This is a genomic window from Myxococcales bacterium (assembly GCA_016703425.1).
Lineage (GTDB): Bacteria > Myxococcota_A > Polyangia > Polyangiales > Polyangiaceae > JADJCA01.
Map to the genome: position 1 here is coordinate 593058 of JADJCA010000008.1, position 18179 is coordinate 611236.

An 18179-nucleotide genomic window follows, 5' to 3' on the forward strand; every position below is an offset into this window, starting at 1 on the left:
ACCGTTCTGCCGTGGACCGGCAAGACAGCGGCGCAGAGCGGCGAGTGGCCCGGGCGCCCCTGATCGAGCTGGGCACGGCCCTGACTTGCGGGTTCTTCGCGGCGCTCCTCGGCGCCGGCCCCGCCGCGCTTCGCCTCGAGGGTGCCCGCCTCGGTTGGTGGCTCATGGCCGCCATCGCAACGCCCATCACAGTCCTCGCCATTCTGATCCTGCGCGAAGCCCACGAAGGCCTGCGCGCGATGACCGGCGGGAACTGGTCCAGCGTGCGCGCCTTCGTGAGCGCCGTCTTCGTGATCTGGGCGCCCGCGGCCTTCGCCTTGGCGGCGACCTTGGGGGCGACGACGCATCACAGGCCTCTCGGCGGGGTTACCTTCGCGCTCGCGGCCCTGGCGCTCTTCGCGTTCGCGGCCCTCGTCGCGAGGCGCCTCGTTGCATTTCATGTTGCACTGCACGACACCTCTCGCGCGCTCCACAACGCCGCCGGCGCGGTCCTCCACGCGGTCGCGCTCGTGCTCCTCTTCGCAGGCGTGCGCCTCCTGCACGACAAGCTCTCGGCGACCGCCGCGTCGTTGTTCATCGACGTGACGGCGCTTACGCTCGCATCGGCCTTGGGTGCGCGTCACGAGCTCAGCCGCTCGCGTCGGCTCGCGGTTCTGTCGCCGCCGCTCCTGGTCGTCATCGCCGTCCTGCTCGTGGCCACGCCACGCGACACCCGGACCTTGGTGACCGCCCGCTCGCCCACCTTCGCTCCGCTGCTCGGACTAGTCCCCTGAGCCCCTGACCCACCGGCCCCCGGCAGCGAACTCCCGAGCGCCCTCGCGCGCGCCTTGGCCGACGTGAACGTGCTCCTGCCCCGTTGACGTCGCCCGACGCCTCCTTACCTTCAGGCCCATGCCCGACGCGTCGCCTGACTGCCTTGGGGGGAAATGCCCCACCCGAGCCCAAGCGCGCCTGGCACCGCGACGCGACACATCAATCGAGCTACGCTCCCTCCTGGTCGTTAGGACGGACCTCGCGGTCCCGAGCCGGCCCCTCACGCGGACCGCTCGCCCCTCGCTCGCTCACGGCTGACGGACGCATGGCAAGCTCACCCGCACAAGCGAACGAGATCTTCTTTGGCGCACGCGCGCGAGCCGTGCTCCTCCGCGTGCTGCTCTTGGTCGCCCTGCTCTTCGGCGCTGCACCCGCGAGGGCAGACGCTCCGGCAGAGCCGAGCCCCGGCGATGCACCGCTCGTCACCCACGTCGCGAGCGCCCGCGTGCCTCCCGTACCGGCGGACTACCTCGAGGAAGACCTCGGGTGGATGAAGCTTCGCTACTCGCCGCGCGCCCGCGAGCTGGTCAAACCGCTGGTGCGCGAGGCCGAGGAGGTCAAGGCCCACCTCACGGCGACCTTTGGTCACAAGGTCTTGGAGCGCGTCGAAGTCCGCGTCGCGCCGACCTTCGAAGAGATGTCTCAACTGGCGCCCGAGGGGCTGCCGCCGCCGCCCTACGCATCAGGACTCGCCTACCGCGGCGCAGGGCTGGTGCTCCTCACGCTGAAGCCGCCGGAACCGGCCGGCGAGGTAGAAGATCTGAGCGAAGTCTTTCGCCATGAGCTGGCCCATGTGGCCCTCGACGACGCCACGCTCAATGCGCGCTCCGTGCCGCGCTGGTTCCACGAGGGGCTGGCCATCAACGTGTCGGGCGAGGATCGCTTCAAGCGACTCCACTCGTTGTGGACGGGCGTCATTGGCGGCACGCTCGCGCCGCTCAGCGAAGTCGACAAGAAGTTCGGCGCAGAGCGGTCGCGGCAAGAGGTGCAGACGGCGTACGCGCAATCGGCCGACTTCGTCCGCTTCTTGCTGCGTGAAGGCGACAAGCAGCGCTTCATGGCCCTCGTGGAGCGCGTTCGTGGCGGGCAGGCCTTCGAGGCCGCTCTCGGCGACGCTTACGGGAGCGACTTGCGCAAGCTTGAGTTCCAATGGCGCGAGGGGCTCTCGAAACGCTACACCGTGCTGCCGGTGCTCGCCGGGGGCTCACTCCTCTGGATCTTTGTCATTGGCCTCTTGGGTGCAAGCTACATCAAACGACGACGTCGTTCGAAGGCCACGCTGGCGCGCTGGGAGCGTGAAGAAGCCGACGAGCTGGAAGAGCGCCGCGCGCTCCTCCGCGAAGGCCAACTCGAGCAACGGCTCTTGGAGGAGGCGGGCGAGGCGGCCATCGCGAAGGCCTCGCTGCCGATGGTCGAACATCAAGGTCGCTGGTACACGCTCCACTGAACGGACGAGGCCATGGTTGGCGGCGCCCTGCGCTCAGCGCGGGGCCACCGTCGGGCACCCGGCAACGACCCGCAGCCCAAGGACCTCGCCAGCCGTCAGGCGTTGGCACGCCTCGCCGAGCAGCGTCACCTTGCCGGCCTCGTAGCGCCAACCGTTGACCGGATCGGCGGGCAAGACGACGTCGTCGAAGAAGACGTTGAGCCTCGTGGGATCGGCCGGCGGCGGATTGATGGGTAGTTCGCAGCTCGCCGTCACCTTCGCGGCAATGGCCCGGAGCGCCACCTCGAGCGCGGCGGCGTCGGTGGAGTCGACGCGGTAGTACCTCGGCGAAGTAGGCCGCGCCGCGCCGCCGGCGACGGCGAGCTTGTCGAGGAGCGCCGCGTAGGGCCCGCTGCCGGGCACACCGATGACGTAGGTGTCGATGCCGGCGGCCTTGAGGGCCGCCACGGCCGACTCAGTCTCTGCGTCGTCGAGGCAGTTGGTCGCTCCCAGGAGCGCGGCGGTGCAGCAGTTGGGTGCCTTGTTCGGCTGACACTCGGGTGCCGCCGCCTCGATGTTCGGAATGCACGTCGACTCGTCACAGGCCGCCGCGTCATTGCAGTTGGGTCCGCCATCGGTGGCGAGAACGACGTAGGTGCGCCCCGAGAGCGCGGCGAGCGACGGCATGACGCCGCGCAGCGTGCCCGCGGTCGGCGTGCCGCCGTTGGCGGCGCCGCTCGTGGCGCTGAGAAACCTTAGGACCGCGGGACCGGAGCGCCCCGCGGGCGCGTCCCCCTGCGTGACGGGCATGACCTCAACGCCGGCGTCGCAACTGGAGGTCGCGCGTGGGTAAGTGGTCACGCCAAAACTCACGCGCGGACCGAGCTTCACAAGCGTCTGCGCGACAACCGTGCGCACCGTCTGCCACTTGTTGTTTTCGCTCATGCTGCCCGAGCGATCGAGGACGAAGTAGAGGTTCGGTAGATCGGTCAAGATGGAAAGCTCAAGGCAGCCGCATGGCCCGCCGTCTTCCAAGACCCCGCACTGCGGGGCACTGTCGTCGACCACGAACTGCGGTCCCGCGTCGCTACCCGGCCGCCGGCTGTCCTCGTCGGCGAGCGATGGCTTCTTGGGCCCACAGGCGGCAAAACACGCCGCCACGAAGAGGCCCAAGGTGACGGCGCTGCGCGTCGGTCGTCTCGGGGCGCGGTTTGGCGTGGGAGTCATGATGGATGGCTTCGGCGCTGCGAGGCTCACCGACTCGCCGCCGGTAAGCGTAGCATCGGCCTCGTGGAGCGCGCTCCCCGATCCCCGGCCGCGGCCACCCCTGGCGCAGGCCCCGAGAGCGCGCGGCGCGCTCTCGCGAAGCTGCTCTTGTGGCTCGCGCTCTTTGCCGTCGCGCTAGTCCCAGGCGAGCGTCTTCGCGTCGCGCCGCGCCCGGCAAAGGCAAGCGCCGCCATGGCGCCCGCCGCGCGTGGTGCCGCGGAGCTTCGTCTCACGGTGACCGACGAGCAAGGCAAGGGCCTGGCCGGTGCGAGTGTCCGGGCGCTCCGCGACGGTGAGCGAGGCCTCCTGCCGACCGCCTCGGGCGTCACCGACGCGAGCGGCCGTCTTTCGCTGCCGAAGCTGCCCGAGGGATCCTATTGGCTCCTCGCGGAAGCCGCCTCGCGGGCGCGCGAGGCCACGATGCTCGCCATCGCCGGCGACCCTCGCGAGGTAACGCTCGTGCTCTACGCCGAGCACACCGTCGATGTTCGCGTGAAGGACGAAGGGGGCCGACCCATCAAGGGTGCTGAGGTCGAGGTTCAAGCGGGCAGCCCGGTCCCCGTGGGCGCGTTGACCGACGAAGAAGGCGCTGCGCGCGTCGGCAAGCTCGGCCGTGGCCCCTTCGTGGTCGTCGCACGGGCCAACGGCTACGAGGAGCGCTCCCGCACCTTCCCTCGGAGGGCAAGCCTTGCGAGATCGTGTTGCGGCGACTCGGACGCGCCCGCATCCGGACCGTCGACGAAGGCGGCAAGCCGGTCGGCGAGGCGCGCGTCGAGATCGCCGGAGCGGGCCTCGGCGAAGCGCGCTCCGCCGTCACGACGTCGAGCGGTGACGTCGAGATCGGCTCGCTCCCCGCGGGCAGCTACGCGCTCCGCGCGTTCAAGGGAAGCCTCGTCGCGCCCACGGAGCTCGACGTGCGACTGGTCGCCGGTGAGGAGCGCACCGTGCTCTTGCGGCTAGCGCCGGGCCGACACGTCGATGTGCTCGTCGTTGCGGAAGACGAGCGCGGCGCCCCTCCGGTGCGCGGAGCCAACGTCGTCCTCGCGGAAGACGGTCTCTCGCCGTTCCCGCTGGAGCAGCTCACGGGACCAGGCGGGCTCGCCCGGCTTGGCCCCATCGCGGCGGAGGTCGCCACGGTCTCCGCGAGCGCTGCCGGCTTCGTGAGTCGCTCCGGTGTACCGGCGCCAAGCGGCGCGAAAGGGCCCGTCCGCGTGGTGCTGCCCCGCGCTGGCACCCTCGAAGGACGTGTCGTCGACGCGCGCGGGTTTCCCGTTGGCGGCGCATCGCTCACGGTCGTTGGAAGCGATCTCGCGGGCCTGCCCATCGACGACGACCCGCGACGCGCCGACTTTCGAAACGCGCTCTTCTCTGCGGCGCTGCCAGGCCCACGGGCCCTCGTTCCGCGCGGCGAGCTGGGCGTCGTTCCGGGCCCGGTCCCTCCGATCCCGCGGGCCATCATCGCGAGCGTCACACCTGTGGCCGCGGCCGGCGCCCGTGCAACGGACCCCGGGGCAACGGAGCCGTGGACGACGCGTGAAGACGGCACGTTCCGTCTCAGACCCGTGTCGCCGGGCCGCGTCCGCGTCGTGGCGAAGCACCCGCAATACGTGGAGGCCGCGAGCCTCGTCTTGCTCTTGGAGCCCGGCGCGCGGATCACGGCCGACCTCGTCCTTGGCGAAGGCGGACTCCTTGAAGGCACCGTTGTCTTTGCGAGCGGGCAGCCGGCGCCGCGCGCGCGGGTGACAGCGCTCGCGCGCGAAGGGTCGCTCGAGCGCATCGTCCGGACCGGCGACGACGGCCGCTTTGCCTTCGCAGCGTTGCCTCGCGCCCTCACGTTGATGGCGGAGGTCGAAGGGGGCCTCTCGACACGCATGAACGTCGATGTAGAGAGCGGCGCGAAGAAGAACGTCCGCATCGTGCTTCCGGAGCCGCGCGACGGCGTGGAGCTTCGCGTGAAGGACGATCGCGGCTACCCCGTCGATGGCGTCGAGCTCACGCTCGCGTCGCTCGACCCGGCCACGCCCCTTCGCACCACCGTCTTCACCGATGCACGCGGCGAGGCGCGCGCCGGGGCGACGCGAGGCCTACCGCTCCGCGTCACCGCCACTCACCCTCGCTTCGCTCCCCACGCCTTCAGCGTCGAGGCTGCCACCGCCACCCTGGCCATCACGATGGCCCGCGGCGAGGCCGTGGTCGGCGAGGTGCGCGGCCGCCGCGAGGGTCCGCTCAGCGGCGCGGAGGTCGTCGCCTTCTCCGACATGACGCGCGTCAGGACCGCGACCAACGCGCGCGGCGAGTTTCGCGTCGACGGCGTGAAGCCGGGTCGCGTGCGGCTTCTGGTGCGCGCGCGGGGCCACGCCAAGCTCGAGCAGTCCTTCGACGTCGACGCACGAAAGAACGACACGGGCTTCGACGTGGGACGCCTTGTCCTCGAGCCCGAGAGCGTCGTGGAAGGCGAGGTCGTCGATGAGAACGGGCGCCCCGTGGCGGGGGCCCGCGTCGCGCGCGATCACGCGCCGACCTGGGTTCCGGCGGGTGCGCTCGCGCCGGCCAGCGGGGTCGCCGTGAGCGACGCGCGGGGAGCCTTTCGCCTCGGCGAGTTGCCCGAAGGCTCCGTCGACCTCGAGGCCTTCGCGGCGGAGCTCGGTCGAGGGCGCGCCTCCGCGATCCGCGTGTCGCCGGGTCGTCCCACGAGCGGTGTCCGCATCGTGCTCGCCAAGGAGCACGGGACGCAAGCGCCCGAGGCGAACGCCAGCGGCAACGTCGCCGTCACGCTGGGCACCACCGACGACGGCGCCGTGTCCCTCGTCTCGGTGGCCGACGGGAGCGCCGCCGAGCGCGCCGGACTTCTTGCCGGTGATCAGCTCAGAGACATCGACGGCGTCAAAGTGAAGAACATGGAGGACGCGCGAGCACGACTCGCCGGCCCGGTGCAGGACGACGTGGTGATGGTGGTCACGCGTGGCGACCGAACGCTCACGCTCCGCGTGTCGCGCGAAGCCTCACGGCGTTGACGCGGACGCCGAGGCCGAGGCCGCGCCCTTGGCCTTGTCGCCACCGACGCGCTCGAAGGTGACGGTCTTCCCCGGGAGGACTTGCCAGCGCATGAGGTCGTCGGTGTCGAGCGTCAGCGTCTGCTCGTCGCGGGCGCCGTCGTGCTCGGTCACGACGATCACCGAGCGTCGGTCTTCTTTGAGAACAACGTAGGGCGACGTCATCGGGTCGCGATCGCGCGCCGGCTTGATCAGGACGACGTCTTTCTTGAACTCGACGTCGATGCCCGTGGCGGCCTCGTTGGCCGCTTGCTGCGCCTCCGGCACGACGCCCTCGGCTTTGATGCCGTGCCATTTTCCGACGAGGCGCTCCGACGCGGTTTTTTGGCACCCGCACGCGAACGCGAGCGCGCAAAAGAGCGCGAAGGCGAACGCCTCGGGGCGACGGGACGGTTGCGGGGCGCTCCGCATGGAGGTGCCCATCCTAACAACCCCCGAGAAAGCGCGCCACTCTCTGGTTTTTCGTGGCCGTCGCGCCGACCGCGTCATGAGCTGTCTTGCTCGCCGGCGCGCAAAATCGCGGCCACATCGTCGGGGATCTTGCGCAACGCGTGGGACTGGTCGATGGAGGCGAGCTTCGTAAACCCCTCCGCCAGGAGCACCGGCGCCGAGGGCCCTACGTCTCCTGGCCGACCGTTGCGGAGCAGACGGTAGTCGAAGCGAAGCGAGACCGAGCGGAGCTCCGTCAGTCGTGTCTCAACGACCAGCACGTCGTCGAAGAAGGCCGGCGCGCGGTAGCGAACGCCCGCGTCGACGACCGGCAAGTGGACCCCTCGCGTCGCCCACTCGGCGTACGTGACGCCGCGACGCCGAAGCCACTCGACCCGCCCCGCCTCGAAGTAAACGAGGTGGTTTGCGTGATGCACGATGCCCATGAGGTCGGTCTCGCAAAAGCGGACGCGAATCTCGACCTTGCTGAGGGAAGCATCGGCCTCACCGGACACGGCGTCCTTATAGCGCTCGAGGCGCTTTGGGCGCGAGCTTTCCTGCACGTCTGCCGCGCGCGGCGCAGGCGACTCTAGGCGCCCGCCCTCGGGTCTGCCGCGTGTACTCTTCCCTCACGAGATGGCCGACAAGAAGCGACGCCTTGTCGTGCTCAAGGAGGCCGACGAGGCGGAATTACGCCCCCGGTGGCAATGGATCGGCTTCGGCGCCTTCGCCGTCTTCTTGGCGTGGCTCCCGCTGGCCTGGCTCGCGGAGGCCCTGAAACGCGCCGCGTTCACCCGCATCGTCGGCGCCGTGACCGACGAAGCGCCGCTCGGCGAGGCCCTCTCGAAGCTCGCCGGCGGCGAGCGCGCCGTGGTGGTTTTCGTCACCGTCGCGCTGCCGCTCTTGACCATGGCAGCCGGAGGATTCGCTGGAGGATTCCTCGTGGGCCGATACGGCGGCGAGGCCAGGGCCCGCGAAGCGGCGCTCGCAGGCGCGCTCGCGGGCGTCTTGGCGGCGGGCCTCACCTGGCAGAAGGACGGCTTCTCGCTGGGGGCGTTCGTCGCCGTCGCGCTGCTTGCCGGCGCGGCGTTCCTTGGCGGACGCAGAGGTCTGAGAAAGCGGTGAACGCGGCCCGGCATCGCCGCCGCGGGGAGCCAACCGAGGGGCGCCTCGGATGTGGTATCGCACGAGCACCATGTTCTGCCTCAAGGTGCCGAGCGATCCCACTTGGGCGTCCTTTGCGGAAGGCTCTTTGGCGGCGATCCTGGCCGATCACGCCCACTGCGAGATGAAGGCGGCGACCAACGCCCTGTCGCTCGCGGCGCGGCACCCGCAAGATCTTGGCATCGTGCGTGCGCTGGTCGACTTGGCGCGCGAGGAGCTCGACCACTTCTCACGCGTCGTCGATTTCTTGGAAGCGCGCGGCATCGTGCTCGGCCCGCCCGACGTCGACACCTACGCGGCGAAGCTTCGTGCCGAGATCGGCAAGCTGCCTCCCTCGCCGTTCCCAAGAAACGCTGGGCTCGTCGACCGACTGCTCGTGGCGGCCCTCATCGAGGCGCGCTCTTGCGAGCGCTTCCGCTTGCTGCTCGACCGCCTCGACCGCACCCGGGAGGCCGCGCTCGCGGCGTTCTACGAAGAGCTCTTCGCCGTGGAGGCGCGCCACTACACCGACATGGTCGACCTGGCGGTGCGCGCCGCCGGCGGCACCCATGAACGAAGCCGCGTGGTTGAGCGACTCGAGCTGCTCAGCGTGCAAGAAGGTCGTATCGTACGAGAGCTTGCCGCCGAGGCTCGTGCGACGATCCACGGCTAACGCGCGACCCTGCCCCCTCTCATGAGCGCCCCCACCGACCTCACCTCGCTCGATCGCATGGTGGAGCAGGCCGTCGTGGCCGAGGAGCGCGCCGCTCGCACCTTCGAAGACGCCGAGTCGCCCCTCGAGGCGCATCGCACGGTAAGCGGCCTCCGGGCCATCGAGCTCGTCGCGACGCTGCCCGCCTCGCTCCTCGACGCCGATCTCGTGCGCGGCATGAGCCCGTGGCTCGTGCGGCTGCTCTATCTGCGGCTCTCGTATCCGGCGCGGCGCACCCTCAACGAGGCGAAGCGGGCCCCGCTCGTGCGCCCCCTCGGCGGCGAGGCGCGCCTCTGCTCGTGGGAGGAGACCTTTCACGCGGCCCTCACCGAACCGGCGCCTCGCGTGGGCGAGTGGTTCGATCACCTCGCCATGGCGGCGCGACCGTTCGCCGATCGCGTGCGCGAGGTGGAGAGCCGGCTCGGAGAGGTCGAGAGCCGAATCCGGGAGAAGCTGCCAACCTTCACCGAGCGCCCGTCGCCGGGCTCACGGGCCCTCGCGCAAGACTTCCTCGCTCGCACCGACGGCATGCACCGCGAAGCCTTCGCGCCGGGGCGGCCTCGTCAAGGGCGGCGAGCCGACCCTTGGAGAGGGCATCGTCCACGGCTTCGCGCGCGAGGCAACGCCGAGCTTCCCTTCGCGGCTCACGAATCGCTGGCTCGAGGAGCTCTTTCAAGTCCACACGAAAGGCCTGACGCTGCGCTTCGCGCTCCCGCGCGCTGTGGCTGGCGCCTCGTCGTTCGCCCTCTTGCTCGCCAACTTCGGCCGCGCGCTGCGGCGCGCGCTTGCACCGCGGACGTTGCCGTTCGTCGTTCGCCGCAGCCCGAAAGACCTCGACGGCGAACGCTTCGCGGCGCTCTTCGGCGCACTGGCTGCGAGCGCCGCCTTTCACCGCCGCGTCTTGGGCACGAGCCCCGACCGCGCCCGAAGCGACGCGCGATGCGTCATGCGCGCGCTTCTCTGCGAGGCGCGCCTCTCGGCGGCGCGGCTTGTCTTGGCGCACGAGCCCGAGGCGCTCGAAGACGTGACGCGTCGCCTCTTTCAGCGGCCCATGCCCGAAGCCCTCCGCGGCGCGTGGCCGCTCGCTCGCCCGGGCGACGAGTCGCGCTTCTTGGCCTACCTCGACGGTCCCCCATTGGACCAAGAGCTCGTCGAGCTCTTCGGTGACGACTGGTTCAAGAACCCGCGCGCCTTCGAGTGGATCACGCGCGCGAGCCACGTCGGCGGCCGACACCTTCGACGAAGCGAAAGGCGCGCCGGGTCGCTCGCGAAGTTCTTCGAGCGCGCGCTCTTCGGCTGACGAGCCGATGGGCGGAGCGAGGGGGAACGCCCTCAGAGCTCCGGATCACCGGCCGGCGCGCCGCCGGAGTCGTAGAAGAACCGAAGCGCGAGCAGGAGCTTCGTCATGGGCTGATCGGCCACGACGTCGCGGCGCGCGGCAAACTCGACGCTCCATCGGCGATCGACGTAGCCGACGCCGCCCGAGACCGCGTGGGTCTTGGTGCCCTGATCGAAGCGGTAGCCCACGCGCAGCGGGATACGATCGAGGAGAAAATATTCGCCGCCCGCCATGACGCGCCCGGTGGTGCTCGCGAAGGTCGTGAAGTCCGCGAGCCCACCTCCCTCGATGGCGAAGTTGCGACCGAGGTAGCCGATGCCCCCGCCGACGGTCGTCGGCGCGAAGGCCGTGCCCGGCGCCGAGAGGTTCTTCCCCACGGCGCCGATACGGAGGCCTGATGTCGCGGCGACCGTGATGCCGGCGTCGAACGTCAGCTCGCTGAAGACCGGCTCGCCCTTGGTGCCGTCGGAGGCCAAGCTGGGGCCGAAAGGCCCCCGCGTCGTCGCTTGCGTGGCGCGCAGGTAGCGTCCTGTGGCGCCCACGGAGATCGCGTCGGCGAGGGGAAAGCCAAGGGCGAGGCGCACGTCCGTCCAGGAGCGGCGAAGCCGGTCGGGGTCGAGCATGTTGAGGTTCGCGGCGAGGCCGCCGGCGAGCCTCGACGTTGACGAATCGGCGATGGCCCCGCCCACGCTCTGGAGCCGCGCCTCCGGCGAGAGGGCCCCCATGCCTTCGATGTGATAGACGCGCGCCAAGGGCAAATTGGCTGGATTGCCGTAGATCGCCGAGGTCGACGTCCCGAGCGCGTAGTGGGCGCCGCCGAGCGCGAGCCCGCGACTTCCCTGGGTTTCGCCGAGATCGTAGCCCTGCTCCGGCGTCGTCGTGCTCGGCTCGGCGCCGGCAACGCGCGAGAGCGAGAGGCACGCGCCCAGGACGAGCAGTCCCCGTCCGAGCCTTCTGACCTCGCCCCGCGCCTTCGGAACGACGTGACCGCCAACCAGCATCCGCCACTCCTAGCCACGAGGCGGTGAGAAGGACCAGTTTTCGGCAAGGCCCCATCGAGGCGCGGTGCGTCACGGCGCGGCCGCCCGACACGACGATTCCGGCTAAAAAAAAGGGCAATCGCGAGACTTGACACCCCGACCAGCGTCAAAACCAGCCCCGCGAATGCGTGAAGGATGCACCATGCTCACAATCACAAGGGGAGTCGCGGAGTTGTCACACAAGCGTCACCGCTGCAGGGCGGCCGGGCACCATTCAGTGGCGGACTACAACCAATAATACCTCGTCATTTCACAACTTTAGACACTTTCTCAACTATGGACGTGACGGGTCTGGAAAAGGGGTGCTACCTCCTTTTCTCGCCTCGCCGCTCTTGGTGGTGTCGACCGGCCAGCCGCCTTTGCTGGATGGTGTTCGCTTTCCGAACATCCGGGTTGACCCGCGGTACCAAGCGCGGCTGGCGAGGGGCGTTTTCCATCCTCCCTGTTTCGCAGGGCGAGGAGCGGGGTCGCTTTTGTTCGAAGCCCAGCCAGCATGACTTTTCTGAACAACTTCAGCCATGTGTTGGGCCGAGCATCAAGCCTCGGCGCGTGCTGTCCACAGGCTGTGGATAACTTGTGGCTTTCATGTCCGTGGCTCTCGGGAGAGCCGCAGACGACACGCATTCTGCAAACTCAATAACGGATCGCCGCCCCATCGCTCCAGCGTTCGGGGCGATGGCAGGTCCACGGATGGGCTGTGGTGGGATTCATTTCGCTTCAATCAGATGAGTGCGGGCCGACGAACGTGACGCAGACGCCGAGCATGAATGAGAAGCTCTGGGACGACGCGGTCGCGTTCACGCGCACAAAGTCGCCGGCGAGTTTCGACCAGTGGTTCTCCGGCGTGCAGTTCGACGGCCTCAGCGACGGCGTGCTGTCGCTGCGCGCGCGCGACGAGTTCGTGCGCGAGTGGGTCGACGATCACTTCTTGCCGGTGCTCACGGATCACATTCGCGCCCAGACCGGCTGGAGCGTTCAGATCGCGTGGACCATCGACGAGAGCTTGCCCTTGCCGGTCGTCGCCCACACCGCGCTTGGACCACAATCGCCCGTGCGTCCGCGGCCTCTCTCGGTGCGCGCCCCGAGCGGCGCGGCTCCGGCGGTTCGCGAGCGCGAAGAATCGCCGCTCTCGAGCGTGCCGCCGCCCATTGAAGGCCTGAACCCCAAATACACCTTCTCGAACTTCGTCATTGGGCCGTCGAATCAGCTCGCCCATGCGGCGTCGGTCGCCGCCGCCGGCGGCGGCGGGCGGCGTCACAACCCGCTCTTTTTGTGCGGCGGAACCGGTCTCGGCAAGACGCACCTGGTTCACGCCGTCGCCCACCGCGTGCGCGCCGAGCGCCCTTCGGCGCGCATCGTCTACGTGTCCGCGGAGAAGTTCGTCAACGAGTTCGTGCAAGCGCTTCAAGACCACGGCATGAGCGAGTTCCGCGCGCGTTATCGCGATCGCTGCGATCTCCTCCTCGTCGACGACATCCAGTTCCTCGCCTCCAAGACGCAGACGCAAGAAGAGTTCTTCCACGCGTTCAACGCGCTTCATCAGGCCGACAAGCAGATCATCGTCACGAGCGACAAATACCCGCAGCAACTTGAGCGGATGGAGGAGCGCCTTATCTCGCGCTTCACGTGGGGTCTCGTGGCCGACGTTCAGGCCCCCGAGCTCGAGACGCGCGTCGCCATCGTGCGCAAGAAGGCGCAGACGGAGAACCTCGAGGTCAGCGACGAGGTCCTGTCGTTCATCGCGCAAATGGTGCGAAGCAACGTCCGCGAGCTCGAGGGCACGCTCATTCGCTTGGCGGCGCGCGCCGCGCTCGTCGAACACCCCATCGACATTGATTTCGCGCGCGCCGAGCTCGCCGCCAGCGGCGCAGCGCGCGTCAGCGAGACCAGCGTCGAAGACGTCCAACGCGTCGTGTGCCACCACTTCAAGCTGAAGAGCGGCGACCTCTTGTCGAAAGATCGACACAAGAGCATCGCCTTCGCGAGGCACGTGGCGATGTACCTCTGCCGCGAGCGCCTCAAGTGCAGCTTGCCGGAGTTGGGCCGCGCCTTCGGGAACCGCGATCACACCACCGTCATGAGCGCCGTCCGCAAGGTGGCGTCGCTGCGGCAAGCCGATCCGGAAGTGCGCGCCCACATCGAAGCCCTCGAGCGCAAGCTCGGCTCCGAATAGGGTCGCCACAGACGACGACGAGCTGCTGGCGTGGTCAACGGGTCATTGGACACGCTGGCGGTCAGCTCATAGCGAGCGTCGCCGCCCTGAATCTCGGCGATCTTTCGGCGAGTGGCGATGCCCGCGCCTGTGCTCTCTTTTCTTCGGGGGCGGACGCGCGAGCATCAAGATCGCCGCTATGAGAGCGCGCAACGATGGCGATCGGCTCTTCGATGCTTGCGTCGTGAGCACGGGGCCCATGGCCTCGGCCCACGCGACTTTGTTCCCGCCACCGTCGCGAACCACTCTGCCGAACAGCTCCCACGTCCCACAAATCGAATCCGGTTGGTATCGGCGCGCCTTGCTCAGATCGGCCTCGGGGAATGCGCGGGCAAGGGCATTCAGGTCGCCCAGGTAGAACGCCTCCGTCTCCTCGATGGCGAGCTGAACGGCGATCTTGAGTTCAGGCGCAACTTCCCGGCGGTCGCGACAATGGCTTCGACAAGTTCGGCTGGATCATCGTTGTCGGCGTCTACAAGGACGAGCACGGCATCGGTGGACGCTCGAGCGACGACGCAAACCCCTAGCTTCGCCGGTAGTTGGTCGGGCAGCCCACGGCTTCGGGTCGGGCGCGGGCCGGAATCTTGGCAGCGTTCCCTTTCCCTGGTGGATGCACTCGGATGTCCAGTCCCTCACAAGCCGCGGCCCCCAGCGCTCGATGAATGCACGCTCCGAAGGGCCCTCCACAAGCACGTGAAGCGTCATTCTGGAGAACCGTCGTCGAGGTGGTTGCTGTACCAGAGCGAGCCAAGCGGGATTCCCTGGTCGGTCATCGCCTGGATGGTCCCCACGTCCGCGGCGCGGACCGCGCTAGCGCGCCCGTCGACGCCTTTCCGAATCAGCCACACTTGCTCGGGCTTGAGCGCGTCGACGAAGTACGGAGAGTGGGTCGTAACGAGAATTTGTGTCGCGAGCGTGTCGCGGTTTGCACGTGTCGAAAACTGACTGGCGAGGCGCTCCACGAGCCGCACGTAGAGGCCGTTCTCGGGCTCCTCGATACCAATGAAAGGCCGTGGCGATGGGTCTTCGAGGAGCACGGCGTACGCGAGCATCTTGAGTGTGCCGTCGGACATGCTCTGTTGGTAAAAGGGGTCTTGGTATCCGCGCTCGTCAAACCTCAGAAGGAGCCGCTTGTCTATGCCTGATCTCCGGGTGATCTTCTTCAATCAGGGATGGCCTTGGCGAGTCTCCGCAAGATGCTCTTGAACTCGCCGGCGTGCTGTCGCTGGTAGTACTGGAGCACGTTGCCGATGTTCGAACCGGTCCGGTCGAGCCAGCGTTGCGCGCCGGCGGCGGGAAGGATCCGAGCCGCATCTGGCACGAAGTACGAGAGGTACCACTGCTCGATGTAGCTTCGAAGGCGCACGATGCGTGGATGCTCGGCAAGGTTGCCCAGCGTCGCGATGCCGAGCTTGTCGAGTTCCGCCAGTTCGACCTTCAGGGAGTCTTTGCTCTGGGCCTTGAACTGGACGGACTGACCCGCCCAAACCTTACCCCTGCCTCTCGAGCTCGAGGGAAGTGGTCGGCTTGCCCTTGTTGTCGTTGACGAAGGGTCTCTTTGACAACCGCTGGGACGCCCTTCACGGCGTCGACATGCAGTTCGTAGACGATGGGGCGCTCGGGGTCGTCATCTTCGAAGAAGAGCTCGAACTCGAGAGGCCCGCTCGCACCTTGGGTTCGAAGCCGATCGAAGCCACCGCGCGCGGGCTTGTCGCAGGCGACCTCAACTCCTTCGAGTAGGCAGTCGGCGACAAAGCCGAACGCGTCCAGCACCGTCGACTTCCCGGGCCGTTCGGACCGATGGACAGCGAGCCGCGGCGGCGGGTGCCCTGCTGTGCTCGCCTGACCCGGGCGAAAATCGCCAGGGCGCGGTAGTTCTTGATGCGAATACCTAGCAGTCGTGCCATCGGCGCCTATTGTCGCTCGGGCGCGGCTTCAGGAGCAGCCATCTTTTTGGTCTCGGTGCGCTTCGACTCCCGCCCCAGGGGCGGCAGGCGCGGAGGGCTCCCCTTGGCAATGGCAACGAAGCACAGCGCCAAGGGCAGGCCAGCGACCGGTCCAGCGCTCGGCACGCCGTTCGGCGCCATCGCATCGGCCGAGAGGTGCGGGGCGCCAAGCAACGTCTGATCGCGATCCAGGAGGTCGATGGAGCGAGAGACGATGAGCGAGCGCGCGTCGACGGCGCCCGGCCCGTAGTGCAACAGCGTTCGCGTCTCGAACTCGCCGGCCGTCGACAGCGGCGGCGCCCCCTCACGGAGGAAGGCGACGTCCTTGACCTTGACGGAGCCGAGCGCCGTCACCGCGCCCGTCATGACGAGGCGCGGGACCGAGAGGTTTCCCCCGACCGCAAGCGCGCTGGGACGATAGTCGGAGAGGATCTCGTCAACGATGAGGTTCCCGGTGCAGATGAGCCACGCGTGGTCGTCGATGAGCAAGCTTCCACGGACGCGCAAGTCGCCGTGATGCAAGAGCGGCTTCATGCCGCCGCGAAACGAGACGAAGAGATCGCCATCCACGGTCCACGGCTGAGGCGTCATCGTGCGCGAGGCGAGCGACGCGATGCGAGCGAGGCCACCGAGATCGACGTCGATGCTCTTGGCCGAATGGAGGCGCCCAAGGATCGAGGCGTCCGCGTCTTCTCCGATGACGAGGGGAGCGCGCTGTTGGACCCCGCTCTGGAAGACCGGATCCCTCTCGCCACGGGGCTCGGTCTCTTTCGCCGACGAGGTCATGCCCCGGGGCCACGCAAGGTGCAGGCCATCGGCAAGTCGTTGATTGTTCGTCGCGCGGGAGCGCGGCCGTGAGGGAACCTTGCCCGACCTGACATCGGCTTGCCCCTTCTAGGTCCCGAATTTTACTGCGTTTTACGAAAGCACCCCGCGCTCGATGCGCGCCCCTTACGGGGCCCCGCGAAGGAACATGGCCAGGTCGAGGCCCGTTCCGCCCGGCGACGCCGCTCCGAACGTGACCGGGAACCCGTTGGCGAAGGGCAGAGCGTTCGCCACGTAACCGCTGCCGCCGGTCGGGGCGAAGTAGCCGTTGCAGGCCGTTTGCAGCACCAGCGCGATCCAATAGTCGCCGGCCGTCACGTTGGTGGCCGATGCGAGCAGCGCTTCGCTCGGTCCCGACCCCGTCGTGATGACGACCCCCGTCGACGCCACGAGCGCGCCCGGAGCCCCGGCGGAATCACTGTAGAGTGCATACTTTACACTGCACGACGAGTTGCTCCAGTAGCCTCCGAGCGACGCGACCTTGAGCCCAACCGGCAACGTCACCCGACGAGCGAGCAGCGTGTTGGGGGGCACCGGCTGAGAGCTCGTGGTCGACGAGCCGCCGGCCACCGTCCCGACGGAGCAAGAAACGGGGACCGAGACATCGGCGCCCTGCATGGTGCCGGTGCCGCCGGCGATGCTGCAAATGGCGCCCAGCGGCGGCGACGAAATGGTGACGCCGTAGGTCTGCCCGCTGGCCACGAGGGTTGGAAAGGGCACGCTGCTCGAAGCGCTGGCGACGGACACCTCGTCGGTGCCGCTCTTCAGCTTCAACCCGGTGCCAACGGGCCCGGTCACGTTGGCCGCGACCTTGAACGATGAAGTGTTGCACGACACCGCCAGGTCCTTCACGTCGCCGCCTTGGACGACGCCGCTGCCGGTGCCGGTGACGTCGCAACTCTGCCATGGGCTCGTGGGCTGCCCCGTGACGGAGAGGGCATACCCCTGCCCGCTCTCGACCTTCGTGGGAAACGTGAAGGTGCCTCCCGGGCTCGCGACGGATATTTCATCGACGCCGTTCTTGAGCTTGAGGCCGGTGCCCGCGAGGCCCGAGACGGCTCCGCCGACGGAATACGGATTCGTCGAGCACTTGACGTGCACATCGGTCACGTTCGCACCACCGATGACGCCGCTCCCTTGGCTCACATCGCACGTCTGCCACGGCCCCGTGGGGTTCGCGGCCACGAGGACCGAATACCCCGTGCCGCTCTTCAGGACCGAGGGAAAGGAAAACTCGAGGGTGTTGACGGCGATTTCTGGTCCCGTGGCCCCGAGCTTCAAGACAAGCCCCGAGCCGCTCAGCCCTTCCACGGTCCCGCCGACGGTGTACGAGTTCGTGTTGCAGCTCACGGTCACCGTGGTGACCTCACCGGCCACGACGGTCCCCTGATCGCCCGAGAGGACGCAATTCTGCGTGGGCTGAGACGGCTGCGTGGCGACCGTGACGACGAAGGATGCGCCGCTCTCGACCTTCTTGTTGAAGCGAAAGCTGACGGCCGGCGCGCCGGCGTCTCCCGCGACGGGGGTGATGGGCAACAGGTCAGCCGCGCCTTGCGCCGTGTTCTTGAGAACGAGCCCCGAGCCTTCGAGCCCGAGGACGTTGCCGCCGACCGCGTACGCGACAGTCTCGCAGGCCACTTCGATGTCGTTGATGTCGCGACCGGCCACGACGCCGTTGCCACCGGTGACGGCACACGACTGGACCGGGCCCGTGGGTTGAAACTTCACGGCGACGGCGTAGCTCGCGCCGCTCGCCAAGGCCGTTGGAAACGTGAAAGGCACGATGGCCCCGTTCGCCGCCGCCACGACGACGTCTTCGTTGCCGATGCTGAGCACGAGGCCGACGCCCGTCAGCCCCGTGACGAAACCTCCAACATGGAACGTCGTGCTCGCGCCGTTCGGAGCCGCCGCGTCGTCCGGCTCGGCGGCGCCGTCGCCCTCCGTTCACCTTCGCGCCGTCGGCGTTGCCTGCGGT

14 protein-coding genes and 2 pseudogenes are annotated in these 18179 nt (G+C 68.6%); 9 read left to right on the top strand and 7 right to left on the bottom strand.

Annotation, left to right across the window (positions count from 1 at the left end; translation table 11 throughout):
• Positions 1-11: 11 nt before the first annotated feature.
• On the top strand, positions 12-773 hold the full coding sequence (locus tag IPG50_17595) for a hypothetical protein (GenBank protein MBK6693998.1): 762 nt from the start codon (positions 12-14) through the stop codon (positions 771-773).
• 305 nt (positions 774-1078) lie between these two features.
• Positions 1079-2260, top strand: a complete 1182-nt coding sequence (locus IPG50_17600) for a hypothetical protein (GenBank protein ID MBK6693999.1) — start codon at positions 1079-1081, stop codon at positions 2258-2260.
• Positions 2261-2293: 33 nt separating this feature from the next.
• Here IPG50_17600 and IPG50_17605 read toward each other — a convergent pair whose 3' ends face one another.
• Positions 2294-3466: a VWA domain-containing protein gene (locus IPG50_17605; GenBank protein MBK6694000.1), complete on the bottom strand. Its 1173-nt coding sequence runs from the start codon at positions 3464-3466 to the stop codon at positions 2294-2296.
• A 63-nt stretch (positions 3467-3529) separates the two neighbouring features.
• Here IPG50_17605 and IPG50_17610 point away from each other — a divergent pair, with 63 nt between their 5' ends.
• The 3 genes and pseudogenes from IPG50_17610 (at position 3530) to IPG50_17620 (ending at position 6519) form a co-directional block, all read left to right on the top strand.
• A complete protein-coding gene (locus tag IPG50_17610; protein MBK6694001.1) occupies positions 3530-4465 on the top strand; it encodes a carboxypeptidase regulatory-like domain-containing protein in 936 nt (311 codons plus the stop codon).
• Between the two features lie 878 nt (positions 4466-5343).
• A pseudogene (locus IPG50_17615) lies at positions 5344-5907 on the top strand (carboxypeptidase regulatory-like domain-containing protein).
• A 198-nt stretch (positions 5908-6105) separates the two neighbouring features.
• Positions 6106-6519 (top strand): PDZ domain-containing protein, encoded by a 414-nt coding sequence (locus IPG50_17620; protein ID MBK6694002.1) that lies wholly within the window; start codon positions 6106-6108, stop codon positions 6517-6519.
• Here IPG50_17620 and IPG50_17625 read toward each other — a convergent pair.
• Positions 6508-6969, bottom strand: coding sequence for a hypothetical protein (locus IPG50_17625; GenBank protein ID MBK6694003.1), 462 nt, complete (start codon positions 6967-6969; stop codon positions 6508-6510). The genes IPG50_17620 and IPG50_17625 overlap by 12 nt on opposite strands.
• 74 nt (positions 6970-7043) lie before the next feature.
• A complete protein-coding gene (locus IPG50_17630) occupies positions 7044-7433 on the bottom strand; it encodes an acyl-CoA thioesterase (protein MBK6694004.1) in 390 nt (129 codons plus the stop codon).
• Positions 7434-7623: 190 nt separating this feature from the next.
• Here IPG50_17630 and IPG50_17635 point away from each other — a divergent pair, with 190 nt between their 5' ends.
• The 3 genes from IPG50_17635 to IPG50_17645 all read left to right on the top strand — a co-directional run bounded on the left by IPG50_17635 (position 7624) and on the right by IPG50_17645 (position 10142).
• Positions 7624-8112 (top strand): hypothetical protein, encoded by a 489-nt coding sequence (locus tag IPG50_17635; GenBank protein MBK6694005.1) that lies wholly within the window; start codon positions 7624-7626, stop codon positions 8110-8112.
• Positions 8113-8182: 70 nt separating this feature from the next.
• Positions 8183-8803, top strand: a complete 621-nt coding sequence (locus IPG50_17640) for a tRNA-(ms[2]io[6]A)-hydroxylase (GenBank protein MBK6694006.1) — start codon at positions 8183-8185, stop codon at positions 8801-8803.
• Between the two features lie 760 nt (positions 8804-9563).
• Positions 9564-10142 carry a hypothetical protein gene (locus tag IPG50_17645; protein ID MBK6694007.1) on the top strand — a complete coding sequence of 193 codons (579 nt, stop codon included), beginning with the start codon at positions 9564-9566 and terminating at the stop codon, positions 10140-10142.
• Positions 10143-10174: 32 nt separating this feature from the next.
• Here IPG50_17645 and IPG50_17650 read toward each other — a convergent pair whose 3' ends face one another.
• Complete coding sequence (locus tag IPG50_17650; protein MBK6694008.1) at positions 10175-11182, bottom strand: hypothetical protein; 1008 nt, start codon at positions 11180-11182, stop codon at positions 10175-10177.
• Positions 11183-11984: 802 nt separating this feature from the next.
• Between IPG50_17650 and dnaA the strand changes: the two genes are divergently transcribed.
• On the top strand, positions 11985-13394 hold the full coding sequence (dnaA, locus tag IPG50_17655) for a chromosomal replication initiator protein DnaA (protein MBK6694009.1): 1410 nt from the start codon (positions 11985-11987) through the stop codon (positions 13392-13394).
• 740 nt (positions 13395-14134) lie between these two features.
• Here the strand turns inward: dnaA and IPG50_17660 are convergent.
• From IPG50_17660 to IPG50_17670, 3 genes and pseudogenes are all read right to left on the bottom strand, one after another.
• Positions 14135-15340 (bottom strand): annotated as a pseudogene (locus IPG50_17660) (AAA family ATPase).
• Between the two features lie 6 nt (positions 15341-15346).
• Entirely contained in the window at positions 15347-16165 is an 819-nt protein-coding gene (locus IPG50_17665; GenBank protein ID MBK6694010.1) for a hypothetical protein, read from the bottom strand.
• A gap of 165 nt (positions 16166-16330) precedes the next feature.
• On the bottom strand, positions 16331-18040 hold the full coding sequence (locus IPG50_17670; GenBank protein MBK6694011.1) for a hypothetical protein: 1710 nt from the start codon (positions 18038-18040) through the stop codon (positions 16331-16333).
• Positions 18041-18179 lie beyond the last annotated feature (139 nt).